General features: G+C 37.2%; 26 protein-coding genes. 13 read left to right on the forward strand and 13 right to left on the reverse strand.

Annotated features, from left to right (window positions below; translation table 11 throughout):
• Positions 1-157: 157 nt before the first annotated feature.
• The 5 genes from rpsB (at position 158) to B5488_RS10070 (ending at position 5237) form a co-directional block, all read left to right on the forward strand.
• On the forward strand, positions 158-1054 hold the full coding sequence (gene rpsB, locus B5488_RS10045; protein WP_079735138.1) for a 30S ribosomal protein S2: 897 nt from the start codon (positions 158-160) through the stop codon (positions 1052-1054).
• Positions 1055-1142: 88 nt separating this feature from the next.
• Positions 1143-1970, forward strand: coding sequence for a translation elongation factor Ts (tsf, locus tag B5488_RS10050; RefSeq protein ID WP_079735139.1), 828 nt, complete (start codon positions 1143-1145; stop codon positions 1968-1970).
• 94 nt (positions 1971-2064) lie between these two features.
• Entirely contained in the window at positions 2065-2787 is a 723-nt protein-coding gene (locus B5488_RS10055; RefSeq protein ID WP_079735140.1) for a tRNA1(Val) (adenine(37)-N6)-methyltransferase, read from the forward strand.
• Positions 2788-2843: 56 nt separating this feature from the next.
• Positions 2844-4022 carry an acyl-CoA dehydrogenase family protein gene (locus tag B5488_RS10060; RefSeq protein ID WP_079735141.1) on the forward strand — a complete coding sequence of 393 codons (1179 nt, stop codon included), beginning with the start codon at positions 2844-2846 and terminating at the stop codon, positions 4020-4022.
• A 405-nt stretch (positions 4023-4427) separates the two neighbouring features.
• On the forward strand, positions 4428-5237 hold the full coding sequence (locus tag B5488_RS10070) for a DUF3050 domain-containing protein (protein WP_079735143.1): 810 nt from the start codon (positions 4428-4430) through the stop codon (positions 5235-5237).
• A gap of 199 nt (positions 5238-5436) precedes the next feature.
• On the opposite strand, the gene B5488_RS10075 is transcribed toward B5488_RS10070, so the two are convergent.
• The 7 genes from B5488_RS10075 to trmB all read right to left on the reverse strand — a co-directional run bounded on the left by B5488_RS10075 (position 5437) and on the right by trmB (position 10197).
• Complete coding sequence (locus tag B5488_RS10075; protein ID WP_079735144.1) at positions 5437-5772, reverse strand: 2Fe-2S iron-sulfur cluster-binding protein; 336 nt, start codon at positions 5770-5772, stop codon at positions 5437-5439.
• Between the two features lie 119 nt (positions 5773-5891).
• Positions 5892-6953, reverse strand: coding sequence for an NAD(P)/FAD-dependent oxidoreductase (locus B5488_RS10080; protein ID WP_079735145.1), 1062 nt, complete (start codon positions 6951-6953; stop codon positions 5892-5894).
• A gap of 32 nt (positions 6954-6985) precedes the next feature.
• Entirely contained in the window at positions 6986-7228 is a 243-nt protein-coding gene (locus tag B5488_RS10085) for a NifU family protein (RefSeq protein WP_079735146.1), read from the reverse strand.
• Positions 7229-8362 carry an Mrp/NBP35 family ATP-binding protein gene (locus tag B5488_RS10090; RefSeq protein WP_079735147.1) on the reverse strand — a complete coding sequence of 378 codons (1134 nt, stop codon included), beginning with the start codon at positions 8360-8362 and terminating at the stop codon, positions 7229-7231. It lies immediately after the preceding gene.
• Positions 8363-8560: 198 nt separating this feature from the next.
• Positions 8561-8890, reverse strand: coding sequence for an MGMT family protein (locus B5488_RS10095; protein WP_079735148.1), 330 nt, complete (start codon positions 8888-8890; stop codon positions 8561-8563).
• Between the two features lie 2 nt (positions 8891-8892).
• Positions 8893-9516, reverse strand: coding sequence for a LysE family translocator (locus B5488_RS10100; protein ID WP_079735149.1), 624 nt, complete (start codon positions 9514-9516; stop codon positions 8893-8895).
• 6 nt (positions 9517-9522) lie between these two features.
• Positions 9523-10197, reverse strand: a complete 675-nt coding sequence (gene trmB, locus B5488_RS10105) for a tRNA (guanosine(46)-N7)-methyltransferase TrmB (protein WP_079735150.1) — start codon at positions 10195-10197, stop codon at positions 9523-9525.
• 68 nt (positions 10198-10265) lie between these two features.
• Between trmB and B5488_RS10110 the strand changes: the two genes are divergently transcribed.
• Positions 10266-11324: a glycosyltransferase gene (locus B5488_RS10110; RefSeq protein WP_079735151.1), complete on the forward strand. Its 1059-nt coding sequence runs from the start codon at positions 10266-10268 to the stop codon at positions 11322-11324.
• Here B5488_RS10110 and B5488_RS10115 read toward each other — a convergent pair.
• Positions 11271-12341, reverse strand: coding sequence for a sensor histidine kinase (locus B5488_RS10115; RefSeq protein ID WP_079735152.1), 1071 nt, complete (start codon positions 12339-12341; stop codon positions 11271-11273). The two genes, B5488_RS10110 and B5488_RS10115, sit on opposite strands and share 54 nt — an antisense overlap.
• The gene (locus B5488_RS10120) at positions 12341-13024 is read right to left on the reverse strand and encodes a response regulator transcription factor (protein WP_079735153.1); all 684 of its coding nucleotides are present in this window, start codon (positions 13022-13024) and stop codon (positions 12341-12343) included. Before B5488_RS10120 ends, B5488_RS10115 begins: the two co-directional genes overlap by 1 nt.
• A 176-nt stretch (positions 13025-13200) precedes the next feature.
• Between B5488_RS10120 and B5488_RS10125 the strand changes: the two genes are divergently transcribed.
• The 4 genes from B5488_RS10125 (at position 13201) to B5488_RS10140 (ending at position 19560) form a co-directional block, all read left to right on the forward strand.
• The gene (locus B5488_RS10125; protein ID WP_079735154.1) at positions 13201-16002 is read left to right on the forward strand and encodes a TonB-dependent receptor; all 2802 of its coding nucleotides are present in this window, start codon (positions 13201-13203) and stop codon (positions 16000-16002) included.
• 39 nt (positions 16003-16041) lie between these two features.
• Entirely contained in the window at positions 16042-18012 is a 1971-nt protein-coding gene (locus B5488_RS10130) for a hypothetical protein (protein ID WP_079735155.1), read from the forward strand.
• Between the two features lie 163 nt (positions 18013-18175).
• Positions 18176-18520, forward strand: coding sequence for a T9SS type A sorting domain-containing protein (locus B5488_RS10135; protein WP_079735156.1), 345 nt, complete (start codon positions 18176-18178; stop codon positions 18518-18520).
• Positions 18521-18582: 62 nt separating this feature from the next.
• On the forward strand, positions 18583-19560 hold the full coding sequence (locus B5488_RS10140; RefSeq protein ID WP_079735157.1) for a LuxE/PaaK family acyltransferase: 978 nt from the start codon (positions 18583-18585) through the stop codon (positions 19558-19560).
• A 241-nt stretch (positions 19561-19801) separates the two neighbouring features.
• Here B5488_RS10140 and tyrS read toward each other — a convergent pair whose 3' ends face one another.
• Complete coding sequence (gene tyrS, locus B5488_RS10145) at positions 19802-21097, reverse strand: tyrosine--tRNA ligase (protein WP_079735158.1); 1296 nt, start codon at positions 21095-21097, stop codon at positions 19802-19804.
• 270 nt (positions 21098-21367) lie between these two features.
• Between tyrS and B5488_RS10150 the strand changes: the two genes are divergently transcribed.
• Positions 21368-22381: an NAD-dependent epimerase/dehydratase family protein gene (locus tag B5488_RS10150; RefSeq protein ID WP_079735159.1), complete on the forward strand. Its 1014-nt coding sequence runs from the start codon at positions 21368-21370 to the stop codon at positions 22379-22381.
• Here B5488_RS10150 and B5488_RS10155 read toward each other — a convergent pair.
• From B5488_RS10155 to B5488_RS10165, 3 genes are read right to left on the reverse strand one after another with little or no spacing between them, the layout of a single operon-like run.
• On the reverse strand, positions 22378-22911 hold the full coding sequence (locus tag B5488_RS10155; RefSeq protein WP_170065265.1) for a DUF4296 domain-containing protein: 534 nt from the start codon (positions 22909-22911) through the stop codon (positions 22378-22380). The two genes, B5488_RS10150 and B5488_RS10155, sit on opposite strands and share 4 nt — an antisense overlap.
• A 1-nt stretch (position 22912) precedes the next feature.
• On the reverse strand, positions 22913-24256 hold the full coding sequence (locus B5488_RS10160; RefSeq protein ID WP_079735161.1) for a dihydroorotase: 1344 nt from the start codon (positions 24254-24256) through the stop codon (positions 22913-22915).
• Positions 24253-24987 (reverse strand): polyprenol monophosphomannose synthase, encoded by a 735-nt coding sequence (locus tag B5488_RS10165; RefSeq protein ID WP_079735162.1) that lies wholly within the window; start codon positions 24985-24987, stop codon positions 24253-24255. The genes B5488_RS10160 and B5488_RS10165 overlap by 4 nt, the downstream gene beginning before the upstream one ends.
• A 145-nt stretch (positions 24988-25132) precedes the next feature.
• Between B5488_RS10165 and B5488_RS10170 the strand changes: the two genes are divergently transcribed.
• Together B5488_RS10170 and B5488_RS10175 are read left to right on the forward strand one after the other, a co-directional pair.
• Complete coding sequence (locus B5488_RS10170; protein WP_262507359.1) at positions 25133-25750, forward strand: DUF4271 domain-containing protein; 618 nt, start codon at positions 25133-25135, stop codon at positions 25748-25750.
• A 28-nt stretch (positions 25751-25778) separates the two neighbouring features.
• Positions 25779-26525: a uroporphyrinogen-III synthase gene (locus B5488_RS10175; protein ID WP_079735164.1), complete on the forward strand. Its 747-nt coding sequence runs from the start codon at positions 25779-25781 to the stop codon at positions 26523-26525.
• The last annotated feature ends 65 nt before the right edge of the window (positions 26526-26590 follow it).

The following is a 26590-nucleotide window of genomic DNA, read 5'->3' on the forward strand; positions in this document are numbered from 1 at the left end:
GAATTTATATTCCAAAGTTCATTTAATATTAAAAAGATTTTTGTTGTTATTCCGCTGCCAGCGGAAGTTAGTTTAGCATCTAAACATGTAAGGCCGTGTTTATAAAAACAGCCACTTACTTGTTGCTATCTTCAACAGAACGTAAACTATTACAAAAATGGCAAACAAAGTAGAAGTAAAAGAATTACTTGATGCAGGTGTACATTTTGGACACCTTACAAGAAGATGGAACCCAAATATGGCCCCATATATCTATATGGAGCGTAATGGGATTCACATCATCAACTTATATAAGAGTGCTGCTAAAATGCAGGAGGCAGGTGATGCCCTTGCAAAAATTGCAGCCAGCGGTAGAAAAATACTTTTCGTAGCTACCAAGAAACAAGCTAAAGAAATAGTAGCCGAACAAGCTGAAAAAGCAAATATGCCATACATTACCGAGCGTTGGCCCGGTGGTATGCTTACCAACTTTGTAACTATTCGTAGAGCCGTTAAGAAAATGGCCTCTATTGATAGAATGAAGAAAGATGGTACTTTTAATACACTTTCTAAAAAAGAACGTCTTCAGGTAGATCGTTTAAGAGCTAAATTAGAAAAGAACCTTGGTTCTATTTCTGATATGAGCAGACTTCCAGGAGCGCTTTTTGTTGTTGATATTACTCGTGAACACATTGCTATTAAAGAAGCTCAAAAATTAAACATTCCAATTTTCGCTATGGTAGATACGAACTCAGATCCTCGTGAGGTTGAGTACGTAATTCCATCTAATGACGATGCTTCAAAGTCTATCAACAAAGTGGTTTCTTATGTTGCAGATTCTATTGTAGAAGGCCTTTCTGAAAGAAAAGCTTCTAAAGAATCTACTAAAAAAGAGAAAGCAGAAGATGAAGAAAAAGAGCCAAAAGCACCAAAGGCTGCTGTAAAGCAACCAGAAGCTGAAGCTCCTTCTAAAGATGCCGAAGACAAAAAGGCAATGCAAGAAGCCAAGAAAGATGTAAAACTTGAGTCTAAGAAAGAAACATTAGACGAAGCTTCATCTAACGAAGAAGAATAAAACAACATTTTATAACATCGAAAAAGTCGTTTAGTTTCTCTCCTAACAGTTGGTCTCTAAGCGACTTTTTTAAATAAAACACAATACTATGGCTAAGATAACCGCCGCAGAAGTAAACAAATTAAGAAAATCTACCGGTGCCGGTATGATGGATTGCAAAAAGGCACTTGTAGAGGCAGATGGTGATTTTGATAAAGCTATTGAAGTGCTTCGTAAAAAAGGTCAGAAAGTTGCTGCTAAGAGAGCCGATAGAGATTCAGCTGAAGGTGCTGCAATTGCTAAAGTGAATGATGATAATACTAAAGGTGTTATTATCTCTCTTAACTGTGAAACCGACTTTGTTGCTAAAAACGATGATTTCGTAAAAATGGCCAACAGCTTCGCAGACATCGCTCTTAACGTTTCTTCAAAAGAAGAATTACTTAAGGCAGATTACAACGGGATTTCAGTTCAAGATAAATTAACTGAGCAAACCGGTGTAATTGGCGAAAAAATAGAAATTGGTGCTTTTAAAACTTTAGAAGCTCCTTTCGTAGGTTCTTATATTCACGCAGGTAATAAAATTGCTGTAATCACAGGTCTTTCAAAACAAACTGAAGGTGCTGAGGAAGCTGCAAAAAATGTTTCTATGCAAGCTGCTGCTATGAATCCAATTGCACTTAACGAAGAAGGTGTAGACCAGGAAACTATAAACAAAGAAATTGAGATCGCTAAAGATACCCTTCGCCAGGAAGGAAAACCTGAAGATATGCTAGACAAAATAGCAAAGGGAAAAATTCAGCGTTATTTCAAAGACAACACTTTGGTTAACCAGGCTTTTATCAAAGACGGGAAACAAAGCGTTGCAGATTACGTAAAATCTGTAGATTCAGATCTTAAAGTTGTAGCTTTTGAAAGAGTTGCTTTAGGAGAGTAATTAAAAAATTTTATGTCATTTCCGTGAAGACGGAAATCCTAATAAACTCAAAAACCGTTTCATTAATCTGAAACGGTTTTTTTAATTTTATCAAATGTCAGAAAAAGCATTTCAGTTTAAAGAATTTAGCATAGAACAAGATCGTTGCGCTATGAAAATTGGCACCGACGGCGTTTTACTCGGGGCCTGGGCTTCCATGGAGCACCAACCCAACAGTATTCTTGATATTGGCACGGGAACCGGCTTAATCGCATTAATGCTCGCACAACGCTCTCCTGCCCTTCTTATTGATGCTTTGGAAATTGACGAAGATGCTTATGAACAGGCTGTAGATAATTTTGAACAAAGCAATTGGGGAGACCGGCTGTTTTGTTATCACGCCGCTTTTGATGAGTTTGTTGAAGAAATGCAGGATGAAGAGAAATATGAACTCATAATTTCCAATCCGCCATTTTATTCTGAAGATTATACTTCAGAAAACGCGAGTAGAAATAAAGCCCGTTTTGCTGAAGCTTTACCTTTTTCAGAATTAGTTGAAGGTGTATCAAAACTGCTTCATCCCCAAGGGGAATTCAACACGATTATTCCACATAAAGAGGAAACAGATTTTATAACTCTGGCCAGGGAATTTGGTCTTTTTCCGAAGAAAATAACAAGGGTACGTGGCAATGAAACATCAGCAATAAAGAGAAGTTTGCTAAGCTTCAATTTTAAAAAGGAGCAGCCAGAAAAAAATGAACTTATCATTGAAATTTCACGGCATAATTATACAGATGCTTATAAAAAGCTTGTAAAAGACTTCTATCTTAAATTATAATCTTAAAATTGTTTGCTTTAAAAAGCTTGGTTACATTTGTGTAAAACACCACACAAATGAGAACAGATAACTTCCAGGCTCCCGATTATTATAATATTGATGAGCTGCTAACCGATGAACATAAAATAGTTCGCGACGCCGCTCGAGAATGGGTAAAACGCGAAGTTTCCCCAATAATTGAAGATGCTGCTCAAAAAGCAGAATTTCCTAAATCTATAATTAGCGGTTTAGCCGAAATTGGTGCTTTTGGCCCGTATATTCCGGAAGAATATGGCGGTGCCGGTCTTGATCAAATCTCATACGGACTTATTATGCAGGAAATTGAACGTGGGGACAGTGGCGTGCGTTCTACCGCCTCTGTGCAAAGTTCTCTGGTAATGTTTCCTATTTATAAATACGGTACCGAGGAACAGCGTAAAAAATACTTGCCAAAATTAGCTTCTGGAGAATTTATGGGCTGCTTTGGGCTTACCGAACCAGATCACGGCTCTAACCCCAGTGGGATGACCACCAATTTTAAAGATAAAGGCGACCACTATTTGCTAAATGGGGCAAAAATGTGGATCTCCAATGCGCCTTTTGCCGATGTTGCAGTAGTTTGGGCAAAAGATGAAAATGGCCGTATTCACGGACTTATCGTGGAAAGAGGAATGGAAGGTTTTTCTACCCCTGAAACTCATAATAAATGGTCACTTCGTGCCAGCGCAACTGGCGAACTTATTTTTGACAACGTAAAAGTGCCAAAAGAGAATTTAATGCCGAATAAAAGCGGACTGGGTGCTCCATTAGGTTGTCTTGATTCTGCCCGCTACGGTATTGCCTGGGGAGCCATAGGTGCAGCAATGGATTGCTATGATACCGCCTTGCGCTATGCAAAGGAGCGGGTTCAGTTTGATAAACCAATTGCCGGCACGCAACTTCAGCAGAAAAAATTGGCAGAAATGATCACTGAGATCACTAAAGCACAGCTTATGGCATGGAGACTTGGTGTTCTTAAAAACGAAGGAAAAGCAACTTCGGCTCAAATCTCTATGGCCAAAAGAAATAATGTGGAAATGGCTATAAAAATAGCCCGCGAAGCGAGACAGGTTTTAGGTGGAATGGGAATTACCGGCGAATACAGTATTATGCGACATATGATGAACCTGGAAAGTGTAATTACTTACGAAGGCACACACGATATTCATCTTTTAATTACAGGAATGGATATTACAGGAATTCCAGCTTTTCAGTAAAAAGATTTAAGCCGTCATGCTGAATTCATTTCAGCATCTAGCTTGTTAAAATCCTAAACATGTTAGATCTCCGAAGAACTTTCGGAGCAAGCTCTGAAACAAGTTCAGAGGGACGTATCATTTCAACTACAATAAATCAAAACAAGGGCAGCGTTTACATCGATTGCCCTTTTTATATTTTTCGCAACATTCTTTCTTGAGTGGTTTAGGCTTTTTAGCCACAACACCGTCTAATTGCAAATAATCTTTTGATCTATTTGAATAAAAAACAATGACATTATATGAATTTGAAAACTGATTCGCCATATTTTGAATATACTTTAAAAAGCTGAAATTGAGCGTTAATTCAATTTTAAATGAATGTTTAAATTTTAAAAATCCTAAGCAGAATCTTATTTTTGCAAAATGGGAGAAAAAATTAGAATAGACGAGGTAAATAAGGCATTACAACCTAAAATAAACCAACTTTTAGAACATTCCTTATATCAAAAAATAACCACTCCAGAGCATCTTCAAATCTTTATGGAGCATCACGTTTTTGCTGTGTGGGATTTTATGTCTTTGCTTACCGCTTTACAGGAAAAACTTACCAAAACCACCAATCCGTGGGTGCCTGTGGGCAATCCCGAAACCCGTTATTTAATCAACGAAATCGTACTTGCTGAAGAAACCGATGTTAATTATTTCGGAAAACATCAAAGTCATTTTGAGATGTATCTTGACGCAATGGAAAAAAGTGGATCGGATACCGGCAGGATAAAAGATTTTTTGCTGCAGGTAACCCACGGCACCGACATCTTTTTATTGATTGCTGCCACAAAACTTCCCCATAACATTAAAATATTCCTGAAAAATACTTTTGAAGTAATTACCGAAGGAAAATCCCATAAAATAGCTTCTGCCTTTACTTTTGGCCGCGAAGGCTTAATTCCCGGGATGTTTACTTCAATTATAGAAAACGTGCAACAGAATTTTCCAAAAGAAGATTTAAGCCTTTTTAAGTATTATTTTGATCGTCACATAGAATTAGATGGCGATGAGCACGGTCCCATGGCTTTTAAAATGGTTGAAGAACTTTGCGGAAATGATGATGAAAAATGGGAAGAAGCACAGCAAATTGCTGAAGAAGCGCTAGATGCCAGGCTGGAACTCTGGCGAGGTATTGAAGAAGAAATCTCAGAAAATATAGATTCCAAGAACTTGCAAACGATTTAAAGAGATTTTTTCTACAAAAATAAACCTCACAGTCCTACAACATTGCGAGATAGAAACTGGATAGCTTTCTTTACTACACCATCGTCATCCTGAATTTATTTCAGAGCCTGCTCCGAAATTTATTCGGAGATCTAATTAAATAATAATTAAACTCATATTAGAAGCTGAAACCAGTTCAGCTTGACGAATAAAAATAAGTTTAAGGAGCTTCAGGAGCAATTTTTACTTCTAAACCATCTAATTCTTCAGTAATGGGAATTTGGCAGCTTAAGCGGCTGTTATCTTGCACAAAGAATGCCTGATCCAGCATATCTTCCTCTTCAATACTTTGTTCGGGTAGCATATGCTCAAAATTGAGAATATAGCACTGGCAGGAGGCGCACATCGCCATACCACCACAGATGCCAATTGTACCTTCCGCAGCAAGCTCATAAGAGCGAACCACTTCCATAAGGTTCATATTCATATCTGTTGGAGCGTCTACCACGTGGGCTTCCCCTTCCCTGTCTATAATGGTTATTTTTATATCAGACATAACTTTCAATAAAAGAATATTCAAGATCGCACGTCATTCTGAACTTGTTTCAGAATCTAAGCGCTTAGAACCTGAAAACAAGTTCAGGTTGACGAAACTACAAACTGAATTTTCCTATTTTAATTTATACTTTTTACAACTTCTTTTTTCGCTTCTTTCTTACTGCCGTCAAATCCGCTTACGCCACTTACGGTGGTATATTTCATCACATATTTCTTATCTGGAAAAATACGTTGGTAAGCACTCTGGCACATAATGGCCGCTTCGTGGAAACCACAAAGTATCAACTTTAACTTACCTGGATAAGTGTTTACATCTCCAATAGCATAAACGCCGGGAATATTGGTTTGATAATCGTAAGCATTATCAACTTTAATTGCATTTTTTTCAATTTCCAGTCCCCAATCTGCAATAGGCCCTAATTTAGGTGAAAGCCCGAATAAAGGAATAAAATAATCAGTGTCCTTTATCTCTTTTTCTGAAGCAGAAGCTTTGTGCGTAATTACTACACTTTCCAGTTCATCTTCTCCTTTAAGATCGGTTACCTCAGCATTGGTAATAAGGTTGATCTTTCCAATTTTTGAAAGCTCTTCTACCTTTTCCACAGAATCTAAAGCGCCACGGAATTCATTTCTTCGGTGTACCAGCGAAACTTCTGAAGCAACATCGGCTAAATAAATAGCCCAATCTAATGCTGAATCACCCCCACCGGCAATTACCACTTTTTTATCGCGATAATCTTCCGGTTCCCGAATAATATAAGCCACGCCTTTATCTTCAAAATCGGTAATATTCGCAATTGGTGGTTTTCTTGGCTCAAAACTTCCCAGGCCACCGGCAATTACTACCACCGGGGCGTGGTGTTTTGTTCCTTTATTGGTAGTAACAATAAAACTACCATCTTCCTGTTTATCTATTGTCTGGGCTCTTTCCCCAAGGGTAAATCCAGGTTCAAAAGGTTTTATTTGTTCCATTAAATTGGTCACGAGATCTCCAGCCAATACTTCGGGAAACCCCGGAATATCGTAAATAGGTTTTTTAGGATAAATTTCGGAACACTGCCCGCCCGGTTGTGGGAGCGCATCTATTAAATGGCATTTTAACTTTAATAATCCTGCTTCAAAAACCGCAAAAAGGCCTGTTGGCCCTGCGCCAATTATAAGTATATCGGTTTTAATCATTTTACTGATAAATTTGGTAGTAAGCCAGGTGCTTACCTTTGAATATTGATCACACTTTCTATTTGTGGCACATATTTTTTAATTGTCATTTCTACCCCAGATTTTAAGGTCATCTGGTTTACTGTGCAATCTACACATGCGCCTTCCAAACGCACTTTAACCAGGCGATCGTTCTCAATAGAGATCAGGGAAATATTACCCCCGTCACTTTCCAGAAACGGACGAATTTCGGCTAGGGCCTTTTCTACATTTAATTTTACTTCTTCGCTCGTCATTTATTTTTTATTAACTGCACTGCATCCTGCCATTGTAGTGATCTTAATCGCTTCAGTTGGAGGCAGACTTTTGTTTCTATTTACTGTTTCCTGAACCATCCCGCGGGTAATTTCTTCAAAAGCTGCTTGCAGGGGTGTTGACTCCTGCATAGCTGCAGGACGGCCAATATCTCCAGATTCTCTTAAGCTTTGTACTAGCGGAATTTCTCCTAAAAATGGGGCATCAATATCTTTTGCAAGGTTCTTAGCACCTTCTCTTCCGAAGATATAATATTTATTTTCAGGAAGTTCTTCGGGCGTAAAATACGCCATATTCTCTATTATTCCCAACACCGGAACATTAATACTTTCCTGGCGGAACATTGCCACTCCCTTTTTAGCATCGGCTAAAGCCACATTTTGGGGAGTACTTACAATCACCGATCCCGTGACAGGAAGTGATTGCATAATTGAAAGATGTATATCTCCTGTTCCCGGTGGAAGATCTACCAAAAGAAAATCTAACTCGCCCCAGGCAGCATCAAAAATCATTTGATTTAAAGCTTTAGAAGCCATTGGCCCACGCCATATCACCGCCTGATTTGGTTGGGTAAAGAACCCGATAGAAAGAATCTTTATTCCGTAGTTTTCTACAGGTTTCATTTTAGATTTTCCATCCACATTCACTGAAAGTGGTCTTGAGGCTTCTACATCAAACATCATAGGGATAGACGGCCCATAAATATCGGCATCTAAAATCCCGACTTTAAAGCCCATTTTAGATAAAGTTACCGCGAGATTAGCAGTTACCGTAGATTTACCTACACCACCTTTTCCAGAAGCAACGGCGATAATATTTGAAATTCCGGGAATAGCTTTCCCTTTTATTTCTGGCTTTTTAGAGGTAGACTCTATTTTAATATTTACTTTAACTTTGGCTTTTTGTTCTACATGTTCGTGAATTGCCTTCATCACATCTACTTCTGCCCGCTTTTTAATATGCAAAGCAGGAGTTTGTAAAACCAGGTCTACAACCACCTCATCACCAAAAGTCATTACATTTTGAACAGCCCCGCTTTCTACCATATTTTTGCCTTCTCCGGCTACAGAAATAGTTTCCAGCGATTTTAATATTTCTTTTCTGTCTAACTTCATTTAAAAAATATTTATAATCCCAAAAATATCAGGACAATTTTAAGCTGAAATAGCGAGTTTTATCTAAAACCTCATCAGCTTATATAGATTCATTCTAAACGCAAATATAGGGGGAAAAGCTAAGAAAACGAAGTATTTACCCATAATTGATCTATGGAATAATAAAGCCCGATTATAGTAAAACTTCAGAAGAAAAATTTATCTGAAATCTTCCTGCGGATCCCAAAAGTGCTTTTCAAAATCCTGAACTTTATTATCTTTTACTGTAATTCCTTCAGCAGTTAGCATTTGTTGCATCGCGCTATGATCTCCAAAATGACTTTTCCCGGTAAGGAGTCCGTTTCTATTTACCACCCGATGCGCAGGCACATCGTCAAGATCTTTTGCTGAATTCATTGCATAACCTACCATTCTTGCACTTTTTGCGGCACCTACGCTTTTTGCGATAGCGCCGTAAGAAGTCACTTTCCCTTTTGGAATTTGTCTCGCTACTTCATAAACCCTTTCAAAAAAGTTCTTTTCTTCCAAACCTAAGAGTAATAAATTCTTAAAAGTGTTACAATTACCAAAATAAGCATTAAGGCCGTCATAAAGTAATTGGAGTATTTTGAAAATGCTTCCGCTTGTTTTTCAATTCTAATAAAGGAAAGTACGTAAACATATAGTGTGGTAAAACTTCCCATAGATGCAGCCAGAATAAAGGCTATAATTCGGGACCAATCGTACGTGGCACCAACACCAATATGCAGGGCTCCTGCTATAGCTACAAAATAAGGAACGGGAAAAATATTTAGGGCCGCCACAAGCATTCCTTTAAAAATACTGTTGGAGTTTGCTTTGCGGGATTTATGTTCTATGCCGCCGCGTTTCTTTGCCTGAATAAAAAAGTAAACAGCCAGCAGAATAAATATTACCAGGCCAGCGCGTAATAAAATATTCTGAACAAATTCATTTCCGAATATATATTTAGCGAGTAGCACGGCCACTGTTGCCTGAATAATCACTACAATGGTGGCACCCAACGCAACGTAAAGTCCGTTTTTCTTTCCTTTTTCAACACAGGTTTTAGCCACGGTCATATTCACCAAACCGGGAGGTATTACCCCAAGTAAGGCCGCGAAATAAGTAATTAGAAAAAGTTTTGTTTCCTCCAAAGAGACTTATTTTATCCTAAATTGAATGTAAGTTATAGGTTTTCCGCGGTCAAGATACTGTTTTTCATAGAAAGTTTGAATTTCCCTAACTGCTTTTGGAGAATATTCATTTTTATAAATATCGTGATGCGCATATATAATTTCGTGACCTTCGCCGTGAAGCAGCCCCAAGGTGTAACCGTGCATAAATTCGCTATCGGTTTTAAGATTTACTACTCCTTCAGGTTTAAGAATGTGCTTGTATTTTTGAAGAAATTCGGTATTGGTTAAGCGGTGTTTGGTGCGCTTGTATTTAATTTGCGGATCGGGGAAAGTGATCCAGATCTCGTCTACTTCATTTTCAGCAAAAACGCGATCTATTAATTCAATTTGAGTCCTTAAAAATGCAACGTTTTCCAGATTGTCTTCTATCGCGGTCTTTGCTCCCCGCCAAAATCGGGCTCCTTTAATATCTATTCCAATAAAATTTTTTCCTGAATCCTGCTTAGAAAGGCCAATGGTGTATTCTCCTTTTCCGCAGCCCAATTCCAAAACGATAGGATGATCATTTTTAAAAAAATCTTTATTCCAATTTCCTTTTAAACTGAACTGATCTTTCTCCAGCTCTTCCCGGGAGGGTTGTATCACATTTTCAAATGTTTCGTTCTCCCTGAATCGTCTTAATTTATTCTTACTTCCCACGCCTTAATTTAATATTTTGGTAAAACTAAAAAAAATAGCTTACAGGCCCTTAATATTATATTTGATAAATGCAGAAGAAACGAATTTTAGTGGCGGTTTTAAATTGGGGGCTTGGTCACGCCACACGTTCTATTCCTATTATCAATGAACTACTGAAGCATAATTTCGAAGTGTATATCGCATCTGATGGTGCAGCGCTTAAACTACTACAAAAGGAATTTCCCTCCATTAAAGCTTTTGAACTTCCCTCCTATAATATTTCTTATAGCAAATCTGCGAGTTCTTTTAAATGGAAATTATTTACTGAAACTCCAGGTATTCTAAAAGCGATAAAACTGGAAAGAAAGGCGATTAAAGAACTCACTAAAGCTTATAACTTTAATGGAATAATCTCTGATAACCGATTTGGATGCCGACATGAAAACATCACTTCTGTTTTTATCACACACCAGTTAAGTGTGCTAAGCGGAAATACCACCTATTTAAGTAGCAAATTACATCAAAAATATATTTCCAACTTTGATGAATGCTGGATTCCCGATACTCCCGGCAATAATAATTTAAGTGGAATAATGGGTCATTTAAAAGAAGTACCTGCAAACGTAAAATACATTGGGCCGCTTAGCCGATTTAATAAGGTTTTAAAACAAAAAAAATATGATTATGCCGTGATCTTATCGGGCCCGGAACCGCAACGAACTTTGCTTGAAGAAAAACTGCTTAGCTCTTTTCAAAATTCAGATAAAAAAATAATTCTTGTAAGAGGAATTATGACTGAAAAAACTATTTCTTCAGTAAATCACAATCTAGAAATTAAAAATTATTTAACTACAAAAGACCTGGAAGAGGTGATTCTAGGCAGTGAAATTGTTATATGCCGTTCAGGCTATTCGAGTATCATGGATTTGGCTAAATTGGAGAAGAAAGTATTTTTTATTCCCACTCCCGGCCAATACGAACAGAAATATTTGGCTGAACGTTTTATGAAGCTAGGAATAGCTCCTTATTGCAAACAAGAAGATTTTGACATTTCAAAACTTGATGATTTAAAAGATTTTTCGGGCTTCAGCATTCTAGATTTCAGTGTTAATTTCAGGGATATTTTTGCTCTTTTCCAGGGTAAATGAAAATTCACTGCCTACCCCAAAAACACTTTCAACATAAATTTTTTCATTGTGAGCTTCAATAATGTGTTTTACAATAGAAAGCCCTAAGCCAGAGCCGCCTTCTTTCCGGGAGCCACTTTTATCTACACGGTAAAAACGTTCAAAAACACGCGGCAGATTTTCTTTTTCTATTCCTTCACCATTATCCGTTACCCGAACAATCACCTTGTTTTTAATTAGATTTTCTATGCTAACTTCAGTAGTACCGTCTTCTTTTCCATATTTAATGGAATTCACGATTAAATTGGTAAGAACCTGCTGAATTCTATCCCTATCGGCATTTACCCAAATAGGTTCATCGTAATCAATATCGAAAGTAAGGGTAATATTTTTTTTGGAAGCTTTCATTTCTAAAAGATCAAACGAGCCCTGCACAAGTTCCACAATATTAAAATCTTCCTCTTCAAGATGAAGATCCCCAGCCTCCAGCTTGGTGATCATATCTAAATCGCGCACAATATATATGAGACGCTCCACCCCTTTGCTGGCCCGCTGCAGGTATTTTTTTCGCACCGCTTTATCTTTCATTGCGCCATCAAGTAGCGTAAGAATATATCCCTGAACGGTAAAAAGTGGTGTTTTAAGCTCGTGCGAAACATTTCCCATAAATTCTTTTCTATAGGCTTCCCGAACTTTAAGGGTATCTATCTCCAGCTTTTTGTCTTTGGTGAATTTTTCAACTTCACGGGTAAGGGTAGCCATATCTGTAGTAACCTGGCTGGGTTTTAAAGTGGTAGAATCTAAAAGGGAAACATTATCGTAGATCTTTTTAATTCTTTTATAAATAAAATGTTCTACCCTATACTGAATTATAAAAAAACACACCAAATAGGTTATAAAAATAAAAGCTAAAAACGGCCCGGGAATAAATCCGCTGGTAAAATAGGCAAAACCTGCCAGCACCACACTCAAAACAAGTGTGATATAAAGTGAAGTCTTTATTGCAAATTTATATGAGCGTTTAAACTTTTTTGCCATTAAACAACAAACTTGTAGCCTACTCCTTTTACGGTTTTAAAAGATTCGTCGCCAATTTTTTCCCGAAGTTTTCTAATATGAACATCTATGGTACGCCCGCCAACAATAACCTCAGCGCCCCATACCTTATCTAAAATATCTTCTCTTTTAAATACTTTCCCGGGTTTTGAAGCCAGCAAAGAAAGCAATTCAAATTCCTTTCTTGGTAAAATAATTTCTTCTCCGCTTTTAATCACTTTATACTCATCGCGATTAATAATAAGATCTTTAATTTTTACCACGTTAGAAGAAGCGGTGTCATCTTTAAACCTCCTAAGCAAAGCTTTTACTTTACTTACCAGTACTTTAGGCTTTATAGGTTTAGTGATATAATCATCGGCACCGGCATCAAAACCGGCCATTTGGGAATAATCTTCACCACGTGCGGTAAGAAAAGCAATAATGGTTTCTTCCAATTCTGGCAGTTTTCTTATTTGCGCACAGGCTTCAATCCCATCCATTTCGGGCATCATTACATCTAAGATAATGAGCTGTGGTTTTTTCTTTTTAGCAAGTTTTACAGCATCAGCACCATTATCTGTAGTGATTACCTGGTACCCTTCTGCAGAAAGGTTATACCCCACGATTTCCAGGATATCTGGTTCATCGTCTACCAGTAAGATTTTAATGTCCTTTTTTTTCATTTTGGTTTAGTTGATTTGGTATAATGTGAGGTAAAAGTAACCATAAATTTGAACTTTCTTAAGCCTAACTCCTTTGGTAACCTTAAGCTAACATTATAATCATAAACACATAATTTCAGCTTAACAGAGGCTTTACACTCCTGCCGTTAATTTGCGCCAGAGAACTAAACACAGTAATGAAGAAGTATTTATCTATCCTGAGCTTACTTATTTTAAGTGTAGCCATGCAAGCGCAAAATGATACAACCGGTGGTATTGCCGGAAAATTATCTGACAATGAAGTTGAGGGGCAACCTCTGCCTTTTGCGAATGTAATTATTAAAGAAACAAACAAAGGAACCACGTCAGATTTTGACGGGTTATATTCCTTACAAAACCTTGAACCCGGAACCTATACCGTAGAATTTAGCTTTATAGGTTACGAAACTTTACAAATACCAAATGTTGAAGTGGTTGGCGGAAAAGTTACTGAAGTAAACACTGGCCTTGGAGCAAGTGCTGCAGCTTTAGACGAAGTTGTTATTTCTACTGTTTCAAGACAGGATTCTGAAGTAGCTTTACTTCTGGAACAAAAAAGTGCGATCCAAATAAAGGAAAGTATTGGCGCCCAGGAACTCGCAAAAATAGGCGTTTCTGATGCTGGTACTGCTACTACTAAAATTTCCGGGGTTACCAGCAGTGAAGCTTCGGGAGATATTTTTGTAAGAGGATTAGGCGATCGTTACCTATACACTACTTTAAACGGTTTACCTATTCCTTCAGACGATGTGGAACGCAAGAATATAGATTTAGGTCTTTTCCCGACCCGCGTTATTAAGAGTGTGGGAATAAGCAAGACTTATTCACCTTCTTATTCTGCAGATCAGGCTTCAGGAAATATCGATATTGAATCCAGAGAGCTGGTAGGCAGCGAAGAACTTGACCTTGGAATTAGAGTGGGCGTAAACACCAATGCAGTTGGAGAATTTTCAAACTTTAAAGTAAGCCCTAATCAAGACAATGCCTATTTCGGCTTTCATCAGCAAAATATCCCTATTGAATATACTCTTTACAATCAAAGCTGGGATCCACAAACTGCCGATGCGCCTGTTAACAGAAGTTATGCACTGACTGCCGGAAAGAAGTTCGGTCAAAAACTAAAAGTACTTTTAACAGCTTCACAATCTCGCGAATTTGAATTTCGTGAAGGTGAATTTACCGAATACCGAAACAATAACCGATACGATTATTTTACCGATGTGGAGAATTTTACTCAAACCGATAATACTACCGGGATGTTAGACGTGCTCTACGAGTTTAACGATGATCACGAAATAAAAGCAACCAGTCTTTTTATCAATAAACTTACCGATGAAGTTTATGAAAGCGGTAGAAATGGCGAAGGTGTTGTTTTTGAAGAAACCGGTCCCGCCGAAGGCCTTAACCAGTTTGTACGGGACCAGAATATTAAACAAACTCGTTTATGGATAAACCAGTTACACGGTACTCATAGTATTTCAGAGAAAAATGAATTGAATTGGGGCTTAGGTTACAACCTGGTTAATGCAGATGAACCTAACCGCATTAGAAATGAAGTGAATTATGACGGTGAAGACTTTATTCAATTAGGAAGAATGGGCGGCTATCAACAAAGAAAGTCTTCTCAAAAAATTGAGGATAACGAGATTAATGCTTATGTTGAAGACAAAATCACTTTTGCTAATTCCGAAGAAAATGAAGACGATGCAAAAAACATATTTGTAGACTTTGGGGGAAGCTACCGTAACAAACAAAGGGATTTTGTTTCCCGATTTTTTGGTGTTGTTGAGCGTCCGACCAATACTTACAATCCTACTTCTTTAGATAATTTATCCAGTGTTTTTACCATAGAGAACTTTAGAAGTGGAAACTTACAAATCAACAAGCTTACTCCAGATTTTTACCAGGCTGAATTACAATCTTATGGTGGGTTTGTAAACTTTAACTACGGAAAAGATAATTGGAATATCAACCTGGGAACAAGATTCCAGGAAGATGAACTTAATGTAGATTTCAGGGTAAATAATTATCCGACTAACTTGCCACAGTTTTCTAACCAATCTTATAACAATATCTATCCAAGTTTAAACCTGAAATATTCTCCAAACGAGAATTCAAATATCAGGCTTTCGGCTAGCAAAACTATTACCCTTCCGGAATTTAAGGAAATTGCTCCTTTTGAATATGTTTCTCAAACTGGCCAGGTTACCAGAGGTAATCCAGATCTTGATGCTTCCAATAACTTGAATTTCGATTTAAAATATGAATTTTTCCCAACTTCTGGGCAGCTAGTTTCCTTAACCGGATTCTACAAGAATATTCAGGATCCTATCAATAAAGTTCAGGATAGAGGTGCAGCAGGTGTATTCTCATATTTCAATGCCGGGGAAGAAGCAAATATCTACGGATTGGAACTTGAGACCAGACTTGATGTAATTGACAATGAAACGCCAGAAGATTTAGACCTGGAAGTAGCATTTAATGCTTCAAGAATGTGGCACAAACAGGATCTAAAAGAAGTATTTGATGGTGAAACCTTCATTAGAACTTTTAGATATAACAATAAAAGCGAGATCGGTTTACAGGGAGCTTCAGATTGGATCTTTAACGGTTCGGTAAATGTTTCTACAGAGTCTGAAAATCCATTTAGAGCTTCTTTAGTAGGAAATTACGCTTCAGATAAAATATATGCCCTTGGCGCTCCAGAAGCCCAGAACCAGGGCGATGTTTTTTACAACGACGAAATTGTAGAAAAGGGTTTTGTAACCCTGGATCTTATAGTTAGCAAAAGTTTAGGCGATCATTGGGATTTCCAGTTCCGTGGTCAAAACCTTTTAAATCCTGAAATAGAAAGAGTACAGGATATTAGACCCAGTTCTACCGGTATCGAAGCCACCCAAACTGTAAGATCTTATACCAGAGGTTCAGTTTTAAGCCTTGGAATAAACTATTCATTTTAACCACAAATATTAACCATTCAATTATTTAAACCTTAAATTATGAAAAATTTTAAAAACCGATTTTTACCAACTTTAGCCCTTGCATTCGGACTAGCAATCACAGGCTGTAGCTCTGATGATGAATTTGAAAGACTGGATGACGACGATCCAACCCCAACCCCCGAAGGAACCGAACTTAATGGCAGCATTGAAGAAGACCGTGTTTTAGATGCGAGTGAAACTTATAATCTTACCGGTGTTTTTTCGGTAGAATCAGGTGTAACCTTAACCATTCCTGCAGGAACCGAGATTGTTGCAGATACAGATGAAGATGCTACAGGTGTTTACATTGTAGTTCAAAAAGGAGCTATGATAGATATTCAGGGTTCATCTTCAGCTCCTGTAATTATGAGATCTTCTAACGGTCAACGAGGAAGCTGGGGCGGACTTGTAATTGCCGGTGACGCTGAAAGCACCGCTGGTGTAGATGCTACTGCTGAAGTTGGTGGTATTGTATATGGCGGAAGCAATCCTGAAGACAATTCTGGTTCTATTGAATACCTTGTGCTTTCTGATGCCGGTGCGCAAATAAACTCAGAATCACAATACAACGGACTTTCACTTTACGCGGTGGGTTCTGAAACAACTATTGAAAACATTGCGATCCTTAACGGTTCTGATGATGGAGTTGAATTCTATGGAGGTTCTGTTTCTGCTACCAATCTTTATTTAGAAAACAACGAAGATGATGCTGTAGACTGGACAGAAGGCTGGAACGGTACAGTTACCAATACTTACGTACTACACAGTATTGAAAATTTCTCTACTGCAATTGAAGCTGATGGTGTTAATGGAAATCCAACTATTGAAAACTTTACTGCAGTTTCTTCTACCGGTGGTGTTGCTTTACAATTTAAAGCACAATCTGGTGCAACTATTACTGGCCTTTCACTTTCTGGATACGATACCGCTTTAGATATCGCTGAAGAATCAAGAACTGACCTTTCTGGAATTCAATTGAATGGCGCTACGGCAGAATTGGATTTAGATTATTCTGAAGCACAAACAGTAGATCCTTCTATGTTTGATTGGGTTACTAATCGTGGTAGTGTTTCTGTACTCCCAGGTACTATTGATGCGGATTTTTCTTTAGATCCGAATTCAGAATATATAATTAACGGTGTAGTTTCTGTTGAAGATGGTGCAACCTTAACAATTCCTGCAGGAACTAAAATCACCGCTAGAAGTGATGATAATGAAGATGGAACTAGTATTTATGTAGTTGTTCAAAAAGGAGCAATGATAGATATTCAGGGAACTGAAGAAAATCCAGTAGTTATGTCTTCTACTTCTGGCGTTGCCGGAAGCTGGGGCGGACTTGTAATTGCAGGTAATGCTGAAACTACAGCTGGTGTTAATGCTACTGCAGAAGTTGGTGGTATTATTTATGGAGGTGACAACGCTGAAGACAACTCAGGTTCAATTGAGTATCTTATTCTTTCTGATGCCGGTGCGCAAATTAATTCAGAATCTCAATATAATGGGATTTCACTTTACGCAGTTGGCTCTGGAACAACAATAGAAAACATCGCTATTCTTAATGGATTAGACGATGGGGTTGAATTCTATGGAGGATCGGTTTCTGCAACCAATCTTTATTTAGAAAATAACGAAGATGATGCTGTAGACTGGACAGAAGGTTGGAATGGTTCGGTAACAAACACTTATGTTTACCACACAATAGAAAACTTCTCTACTGCAATCGAGGCAGATGGTGTTAATGGCAATCCTATAGTTGAAAACTTTACCGCGGTTTCAGAAACCGGAGGTATTGCCTTACAATTCAAAGCTCAATCGGGAGCTACAATAACCGGACTTTCACTTTCTGGTTACGATACTGCAATTGATATTGCTGAAGAAGGAAGAACAGATCTTTCTGGAATTCAAATTGGAGGTGCAGATGCAACGCTAGATGCCACTTATGAAGCCAATGCTACTGTAGATGTTGCAATGTTTAGCTGGGTACAATAGTTGAGTATCCTCATTATTAATAAATAAATTATTTATTAGCCAAAGAAAAAGGTTGCCTTAACAGGCAGCCTTTTTTAATATAATATTAAGATTAAATACACAATAAATCTGGCACCATTTTTGAATTTTTATTGTAGTTTTGTATAAACCTCGATAAAAAAGAATGAAGCAATATTACTTCTATAGTTTCATATTAGCTATTTTCCTCACATTCTCCGCACCAAATGCGGCGTATGCGCAGGATACTACCAGCTCGGGGAATAAAACAGAAATCCCTATAGAAGACTTATCTATATACCCTAATCCTGTTACTAACGGAAAAGTTTATATTAGCACTTCCCAAAATAAAGAAAAAGAGATCCAGATTTTTAATGTTTTAGGCAAACCTGTGCAACGCACCAAATTAAGAGGAAAGGAACTTGATGTTTCCAGCCTTAGTGCAGGAATTTACATTCTAAAAATCAAGGAAGAAAAATCTACTGCCACGAGAAAATTAGTGATTAGATAATTTATTTTTTCCCAGACATTTCTACTATTTCTTAACTTCGCTTATCCAAATTTACCACGAGAATGTTATCTGAAAGAATTTTTAATATTTCTAATCAGAAAGATTTTAATGAGCTCGCTCTTGAAGTATTTTCATACCAGTATCAGCATAACCAGGTTTACCGGGAATTTTGCCAGTTATTAAAACGAAATCCAGAAAACGTTTCCACCATTGAAAAGATTCCATTCTTACCCATAGATTTCTTTAAAAACAAAAAGGTAGTTTCGGGTACAAATTCAGAAGAAATTATTTTTACCAGCAGTGGCACCACCGGCGCAGCCACCAGTAAACATTACGTGACCAATTTAAAAGTTTACGAGCAAAGTTTTTTAAAAGCTTTTGAGCTTTTCTACGGAAAACCTGAAGAAACGGTCATTTTAGCGCTTTTGCCTTCCTATTTAGAGCGCCAGGGTTCTTCACTAATTTATATGGCTGATAGTCTCATAAAACGCAGCAAATACCCTGAAAGCGGATTTTATCTTAATGATCTTAAAAGCTTACAAATAAAGCTTAAAGAATTGGATAAAAGCGGAAAAAAAATCTTACTGCTTGGTGTTTCTTTTGCCCTACTCGATTTGGTTGAAAATTACGACTTCAACTTAAAAAATACTACTATCATGGAAACCGGCGGGATGAAGGGCCGGCGCAAGGAAATGATTAGAGAAGAACTGCATCAAATTCTTTCTAAAGGTTTTGGAGTAGAAAAAATTCATAGCGAATACGGAATGACCGAATTACTTTCACAGGCTTACTCTAAAGGAGATGGGATTTTTGAGACTCCACCCTGGATGAAAATTCTTATTCGTGATGCTGAAGATGCGCTGAGCTACCAGCCACAATACAAAACCGGTGGAATTAATTTAATAGACCTGGCCAATTTTAACTCTTGTTCATTTATTGCTACCCAGGATTTAGGTAGAAAAATTAAAGAAAATAAAATAGAAATTCTTGGAAGATTTGATAATAGTGATATTCGGGGTTGCAATCTTCTAATTCTATAAGCTTCTGGCACTCAACACTCGCCAATAAAAACCTAAATATCAAAACTTTATAGTTAAAATTTACTAAAGCCTGTAAATTTTCAAGGCTTCTCTCGTCTTAATAAATGTAAGATGAATTTTTGATTGAAATGATTCTTACAGGCTAAGTGAAATTTTTTCATATTAGATTGGTTAGTTAGTTGCAAGCCCCGTAGACGCCCTGTTTACGGGGCTTTGTATTTATAAAACTAACCAGAGCGGTTTAAACTGCTCTAATAATATAAGTATTCTTTTTCCCTTTATTAATAATCACATACTTGTTATTAATAAGATTCTGTGAAGTAATCGTATAATCTTCCTTTACTTTCTCCTTATTCACAGAAACTGAATTCTCCTTTAAAGCCCTTCTGGCTTCCCCGTTAGATTGCAGGAAATTGGTTTTAGCCGATAAAGCCGCGATCATATCGAGTCCATTTTCTATTTCAGCTTTAGGTACTTCAGCTTGCGGTACACCTTCAAAAACATCTAAAAAAGTAGCTTCATCTAAAGATTTCAAATCATCAGCGGTGCTTTTTCCAAAGAGTACTTCAGAAGCTTTTACTGCGTTTTCAAAATCTTCTCGCGAATGTACCATCACTGTAATTTCTTCAGCTAATGTTTTTTGAAGCGTACGCAAATGAGGCGCTTCCTTATGCTCTTCAACGAGTTTGTCTATTTCCACTTTACTTAATAATGTAAAGATTTTTATATATTTTTCAGCATCAACATCACTGGTGTTTAACCAATATTGGTAGAATTTATAAGGCGAAGTACGCTTAGGATCTAACCAAACATTTCCGCCTTCGGTTTTCCCAAATTTAGTACCGTCAGCTTTTGTAATTAACGGACAGGTTAAAGCGTAGCCCTTTCCATTCCCAATACGGCGAATCATCTCGGTGCCGGTGGTGATATTCCCCCACTGGTCGCTGCCACCCATTTGAAGGGTACAATCATTTTCCCTGAATAAATGCAGAAAATCATAACCCTGTACTAATTGATAGGTAAATTCGGTAAAAGACATTCCTTCAGCAGCATCAGAAGACAAACGCTTCTTCACCGAATCTTTGGCCATCATATAATTTACCGTAATGTGTTTCCCAACATCGCGAATAAATTCCAGGAAACTGAAATTTTTCATCCAGTCGTAATTATTCACCATTACCGCAGCATTTTCCTCTTCCTTCCCGAATTCTAAAAATTTAGAAAGTTGATTCTTTATAGACTGCTGGTTATGGCGTAAAGTTTTTTCATCAAGCAAATTTCTTTCTGCAGATTTCCCAGAAGGATCGCCTATCATTCCCGTAGCACCACCAATTAAAGCATAAGGTTTATGCCCACAAAGCTGAAAATGTCTAAGCATCATCACGCTCACTAAATGGCCAATATGCAGGGAATCGGCTGTTGGATCAATTCCCACATAAGCGCCACGCATCCCCTCTTTTAGGTGTTCTTCTGTACCTGGCATCACATCGTGCAACATGCCTCTCCAGGTTAATTCTTCTACAAAGTTCTTATTCATAATTCAAATAATTTTGCGCAAAAATAATAGTAAACTACCTCGGGGCAAGCCCACGAGGCATAAATAGGAAACAATATTTTAATTTCGAGGCAAGCCTCGGAGCATTTAAATCTCGATTATCGAGCAAATCACCTCGGGGCAAATACCCGAGGCCCTATTACGAAATAATATATTGATTTCTTGAAAAACCTTGATGATTCAAATCTCGATTATGAAGTAAAGATACCATAAACTCTTATTTTTCCTAAGTGGTTTTGGTATATTTACCACATGATTTTAGTTACAGGCGGCACCGGACTTGTAGGTTCACATTTATTGCTGAATTTATTAAAAGCCGGCAAAAAAGTTAGAGCCCTACATCGAAAAAATAGCGACCTCACAGCGGTTGAGCACGTTTTCAACTATTATACTTCTACTGAAGAAGCCAAAAGCTTATTCCAACAAATTGAATGGTTTGAAGCCGATATCACCAACGTACCTCAACTTAATAAAGCTTTTAAAAACATACAATATGTTTATCATTGTGCAGCGCTGGTTTCTTTTGATCCTGCAGATGATAAAAAACTTAGAAAAATTAATATTGAAGGCACCGCAAACATCGTAAACCTATGTATTGCCTTTAAAGTAGAGAAACTTTGTTATGTAAGTAGTGTGGCTGCGCTTGGGAAAAGCTTAAACAACAGAGAGATTAACGAGCGTGTGATGTGGAACCCCGAAGACGACCACAGCGACTACGCAATTTCTAAATATGGTGCCGAAATTGAAACCTGGCGAGGTACGCAGGAAGGAGTTCCTACTGTAATTGTAAAACCGGGAGTAATTATTGGCCCCGGATTTTGGAAGGAAGGCACCGGGAAAATTTTCTCGAAAATTGATAAAGGAATGACTTATCATTTCCCTAAAATAGCTGGATTTGTTGGCGTTAAAGATGTAGTAGACGTAATGCAAACTCTTATGCAGGCTGAGATTAAAAATGAAGATTATATTTTAGTTTCCGAAAACATCAGTTTTAAAACTATTTTTGAACAAACTGCAACTGAATTAAATAAGCCGGCACCTAAAAAATCACTCAAGAAATGGATGCTTTGGGTAGGTTGGATTTTTCAGAAAATAGGTGGTTTTTTTGGTGCAAAAAGACAAATAACCAAAACCACGGTACATACCTTATTTCAGCATTCAAAATATTCTAATGAGAAAATTAAAGAAAGGCTCAATTTTGAATTTACGCCTATAAAAAAAGTAATTGCTGAAACTGCAAAATTCTACAAACAGGATAAATCTTAGTTTCGAGACCTTGGTTGCGGGAGACTATCTATAACCCTTCTGTTAAGTGAATCTTTTTCTTCGATTAAAGAATCAGAAATCTCCTCAATCTCTTTTTCTTCCGCAGGATCTAATGAATCGCCTCTTTTTCCTAAAGAATCACGCTTTACTTTGGCAATAGAATCTTTAATTCGTTGTTCTTGCTTTTGCAAGGTATCCAGTTCAACTTTTAATTTTTCAAAACGATTCTTTACACTATCATAAATACGTTGATAAATTTCATAATTATCGGCATAATAATCGTTGCTGCGTTTAAACTGAACGCTATCTATATCGTATTTCTCGAAAATATAATCCTGCCCTCTAATACCCGTATTTTCAAAGATGCGTTTATTAAAATTCCTTGCCGATTGCATTAAAGAAATTTCGGCAATTACATCTATCATTTTTTCTTCTGGAATAAGATTATCTGGTCTTTCAGATTTTTCAACATCCTGGCATGCGGCAAATGCCACACTAATGAAAAACAGTAAAAAAAGCTTTTTCAACATATTATCGGTCAAATTGCAAACGCTCTGCCACATTCGAAAAAGGCTGATGTTTAAAATTCTTATACACCAAATTACCATTTACAAAAGTGTGCGTTACCCGGGATTTAAAGGTAACCCCTTCAAAAGGAGACCAGCCACATTTATACTGAATATTATCGGGTTGTACCGCCCAGGGCGCGTTTAGATCTACCAGCACCAAATCGGCTTTATAACCTTCACGAATAAATCCGCGATCTTTTATCTGGAATAAAATAGCCGGGTTATGGCACATTTTTTCTACGATCTTCTCTAAAGAAATTTTTTCCTGGTGATAGAATTGTAGCATTGCAGCAAGTGAATGTTGTACCAACGGGCCGCCACTTGGGGCTTTGGTGTATACATTTTTCTTTTCTTCTTTAGTATGCGGAGCGTGGTCTGTAGCGACCACATCAAGCAAATCATTATTTAAAGCTTTCATTAAAGCATCCTGATCTTTTTTGGTTTTAACTGCAGGATTCCATTTAATCAAGGTTCCTTTTTCCTTATAATCAGAATCGTTAAACCAAAGGTGATGTATACAAACCTCAGCCGTAATCTTTTTATCTTTAAGTTTTTTCTTATTGCTAAATAAACTCAATTCTTTTGCCGTAGAAATGTGGAAAACGTGTAATCTCGCCCCGGTTTTTTTGGCAAGAGCAACTGCTTTAGATGAAGATTTATAACAGGCTTCCTCACTTCTAATTTTAGGGTGTAATTCTATTGGAATGTCGTCTCCATATCGTTCTATACATTCCTCAAGATTCTTTTGAATAGTTTCTTCGTCCTCACAATGTACTGCGATAAGTAGCGGCGATTTTGAGAAAATCTGTTCCAAAGCCTTTTCATCGTCTACCAGCATATTTCCGGTAGAAGAACCTAGAAATAACTTTAAAGCTGCCGTTGTTTTAGGATCTACTTTTAGAATTTCTTCCAGGTTATCGTTTGTACCCCCAAACATAAAAGAATAGTTGGCATAAGATTTTGAAGCTGCCAGCTTAAATTTTTCTTCAAGTTTCTCTATAGTTGTAGTTTGCGGAATGGTATTGGGCATTTCTATAAAAGAGGTAATTCCCCCGGCTACCGCTGCACGAGAACCCATTTCTATAGTTTCTTTATGAGTGAGCCCCGGTTCCCTAAAATGCACCTGATCGTCTATTACGCCGGGTAATAAGTGTGTTCCTTCAGCATCAAAGATTTGAACATCGGGAGATTTGGCACTAATACTTTCGGCAATTTCCACAATTATTCCACCTTCAATAAAAACATCGGCTTCTTTAATTTTACCCTCGTTTACAATCTTCGCGTTCTTGATTAAGACTTTCTTCATTTCAATTTAATCTGCTTAAAAAGACTTTTAATCTTCATTATTATTACCCCAAAAATAGCTTCAGAAATTATGGAGCCACTCATTTTTGAAGTTCCCCGGGTTCTATCTGTAAAGATTACGGGAACTTCTTCTAAATTATATTTCAGCAAATATGCTTTAAACTTCATTTCTATCTGGAAGGCATAGCCCACAAATTGTATGCTGTCCAGGTCTATTGTTTCTAGCACTCTTCTTTTATAACAAACAAAACCGGCGGTGGTATCGTGAATATCCATCCCGGTAATAAATCTTACATATTTAGATGCCAGCCAGGATAATAAAACCCTGCTCATAGGCCAGTTAATTACATTTACCCCGGTTTTGTAACGGGAACCTATAGAAACATCGGCATTACTCCTTTTGCAGGTATTATATAATCTTATAAGATCGTTAGGATTATGAGAAAAATCGGCATCCATCTCAAAAACATACTCGTAATCCCTTTGCAGCACCCATTTAAAACCGTGAATGTAAGCTGTGCCCAAGCCTAATTTCCCCATTCTTTCTTCAAGAAAAAGATGGTCATGAAATTCAGCCTGAAGTGTTCTTACCAGGGTTGCGGTGCCATCGGGAGAATTATCATCTACCACCAAAATATGAAATTGTGTATGTTGAGAAAACACGTTTCTAACCAGTCGCTCAATGTTTTCAATTTCATTAAAGGTGGGTACAATGACTATCCCCTTTACCATCTTACCAATTTTTGCACAAATGTATGCATTTTAAATCTTCGTTTCCCGGCATCACCTTCAAGTTTTAACTTCAAAATAATTATACATTTGCAAAAAAGTTTTAATCCTGGAAGCCATAGAAAGACATATTGTTTCGCTAGACTGGATCACCCTCACACTAATGGGTGCATTTCTATTACTGGCTATTGTAAGAACAGCATATCCACAGCGCTTTGAGGATTTTCTTTCACTGCTTTCCTCTAACAAATTTATGATGTTTAGAGGAAAAAAGAACAAGGCTTTTCATCCTTTTAACATTTTGCTTTTTTTTGTTCATCTTATCTCTTTTTCGCTACTTTTTTACCTGTTCTTCACTTTCTTTTGGAAAGACACAGCTTTAAATCCGGCTTTTGTTTTTATACGAATTGCCACTGCTTATGGTAGTTTTGTTTTGCTAAAATTTGGGTTAGAAAAAATAATTGGGAACGTTTTTAATTTAGACCCACAAATAGATTCTTATCTATATCAAAAAATAAGCTATCGTAATTTTATTGGACTTATATTATTAATTCCCAGCTTAATATTCGTTTACACCTTTACTCCTACGGCTTTTACCCTATATACCCTATTGGGTATTTTAGTCCTAAGCAATATTTTTAGCCTGTTATTGATTTACCGGGAAAATCAAAACCTTATTACTGCCAATTGGTTTTATTTTATTTTGTACCTTTGCGCTCTCGAAATTGCCCCCTATATTATTTTGTACAAGCTAATTACAATTTAAACAAAGGACCAAATAAAAGTATTGATATATGAAAGTGAAAACAATTTTAGTTTCCCAGCCCGAACCTAAAGTAGAGAACTCTCCTTATTTTGAGCTTGAAGAAAAACAAAAAGTAAAAATTGATTTCATCCCTTTTATCCACGTAGAAGGTGTCTCTTCTAAAGAAGTGCGCCAGCAAAAAGTAGATCTTACAAAATATTCTGCAATTATCCTTACCAGCCGTAATGCTGTAGATCATTTTTTTAGAATTGCCGAAGATTTACGTTTTAAGGTGCCAGACACCCTTAAATACTTTTGTTTGAGTGAAGCTGTAGCTTATTATTTGCAAAAATACGTGGTGTATCGTAAGCGGAAAATTTATGTTGGTAAAAGGACCTTTGCCGATCTTTCTCCACTTATTAAAAAATACAAGAACGAGAAGTTTTTATTACCCTCTTCAGATATGCTGAAGCCAGATGTTCCTAAAACACTGAATAAACTTGGTGTAGAATGGAAACAGGCTACTTTTTACAAAACCGTAGTAAGTGACCTTTCTAACCTTCGAGATGTAACATATGATATCCTGGTATTCTTTAGCCCTAGCGGAATTAAATCTCTCTTTGAGAATTTTCCCGATTTTGAGCAGAAAGAAACAAAAATTGCGGTGTTTGGAAACACCACAATAAAGGCCGCTAAAGAACACGGGTTAACCGTAAATATAAAAGCGCCAACACCAGATACACCATCTATGACGATGGCGCTGCATAAATATATAAGTGAAGCGAATAAAAAATAAAATTATTTCCGATTATATTCAAATAAAAATCCGGTGCAAATTGCACCGGATTTTTTTTAATCAAT

The organism is Salegentibacter salegens, assembly GCF_900142975.1.
Classification (GTDB): domain Bacteria; phylum Bacteroidota; class Bacteroidia; order Flavobacteriales; family Flavobacteriaceae; genus Salegentibacter; species Salegentibacter salegens.

What these genes read in the sequence shown, in the direction of transcription:
- rpsB (WP_079735138.1), top strand. Translation starts at nt 158, where the DNA reads ATGGCAAACAAAGTAGAAGTAAAAGAATTACTTGATGCAGGTGTACAT.
- tsf (WP_079735139.1), top strand. Translation starts at nt 1,143, where the DNA reads ATGGCTAAGATAACCGCCGCAGAAGTAAACAAATTAAGAAAATCTACC.
- B5488_RS10055 (WP_079735140.1), top strand. Translation starts at nt 2,065, where the DNA reads ATGTCAGAAAAAGCATTTCAGTTTAAAGAATTTAGCATAGAACAAGAT.
- B5488_RS10060 (WP_079735141.1), top strand. Translation starts at nt 2,844, where the DNA reads ATGAGAACAGATAACTTCCAGGCTCCCGATTATTATAATATTGATGAG.
- B5488_RS10070 (WP_079735143.1), top strand. Translation starts at nt 4,428, where the DNA reads ATGGGAGAAAAAATTAGAATAGACGAGGTAAATAAGGCATTACAACCT.
- B5488_RS10075 (WP_079735144.1), bottom strand. Translation starts at nt 5,772, where the DNA reads ATGTCTGATATAAAAATAACCATTATAGACAGGGAAGGGGAAGCCCAC.
- B5488_RS10080 (WP_079735145.1), bottom strand. Translation starts at nt 6,953, where the DNA reads ATGATTAAAACCGATATACTTATAATTGGCGCAGGGCCAACAGGCCTT.
- B5488_RS10085 (WP_079735146.1), bottom strand. Translation starts at nt 7,228, where the DNA reads ATGACGAGCGAAGAAGTAAAATTAAATGTAGAAAAGGCCCTAGCCGAA.
- B5488_RS10090 (WP_079735147.1), bottom strand. Translation starts at nt 8,362, where the DNA reads ATGAAGTTAGACAGAAAAGAAATATTAAAATCGCTGGAAACTATTTCT.
- B5488_RS10110 (WP_079735151.1), top strand. Translation starts at nt 10,266, where the DNA reads ATGCAGAAGAAACGAATTTTAGTGGCGGTTTTAAATTGGGGGCTTGGT.
- B5488_RS10115 (WP_079735152.1), bottom strand. Translation starts at nt 12,341, where the DNA reads ATGGCAAAAAAGTTTAAACGCTCATATAAATTTGCAATAAAGACTTCA.
- B5488_RS10120 (WP_079735153.1), bottom strand. Translation starts at nt 13,024, where the DNA reads ATGAAAAAAAAGGACATTAAAATCTTACTGGTAGACGATGAACCAGAT.
- B5488_RS10125 (WP_079735154.1), top strand. Translation starts at nt 13,201, where the DNA reads ATGAAGAAGTATTTATCTATCCTGAGCTTACTTATTTTAAGTGTAGCC.
- B5488_RS10130 (WP_079735155.1), top strand. Translation starts at nt 16,042, where the DNA reads ATGAAAAATTTTAAAAACCGATTTTTACCAACTTTAGCCCTTGCATTC.
- B5488_RS10135 (WP_079735156.1), top strand. Translation starts at nt 18,176, where the DNA reads ATGAAGCAATATTACTTCTATAGTTTCATATTAGCTATTTTCCTCACA.
- B5488_RS10140 (WP_079735157.1), top strand. Translation starts at nt 18,583, where the DNA reads ATGTTATCTGAAAGAATTTTTAATATTTCTAATCAGAAAGATTTTAAT.
- tyrS (WP_079735158.1), bottom strand. Translation starts at nt 21,097, where the DNA reads ATGAATAAGAACTTTGTAGAAGAATTAACCTGGAGAGGCATGTTGCAC.
- B5488_RS10150 (WP_079735159.1), top strand. Translation starts at nt 21,368, where the DNA reads ATGATTTTAGTTACAGGCGGCACCGGACTTGTAGGTTCACATTTATTG.
- B5488_RS10155 (WP_170065265.1), bottom strand. Translation starts at nt 22,911, where the DNA reads ATGTTGAAAAAGCTTTTTTTACTGTTTTTCATTAGTGTGGCATTTGCC.
- B5488_RS10160 (WP_079735161.1), bottom strand. Translation starts at nt 24,256, where the DNA reads ATGAAGAAAGTCTTAATCAAGAACGCGAAGATTGTAAACGAGGGTAAA.
- B5488_RS10165 (WP_079735162.1), bottom strand. Translation starts at nt 24,987, where the DNA reads ATGGTAAAGGGGATAGTCATTGTACCCACCTTTAATGAAATTGAAAAC.
- B5488_RS10175 (WP_079735164.1), top strand. Translation starts at nt 25,779, where the DNA reads ATGAAAGTGAAAACAATTTTAGTTTCCCAGCCCGAACCTAAAGTAGAG.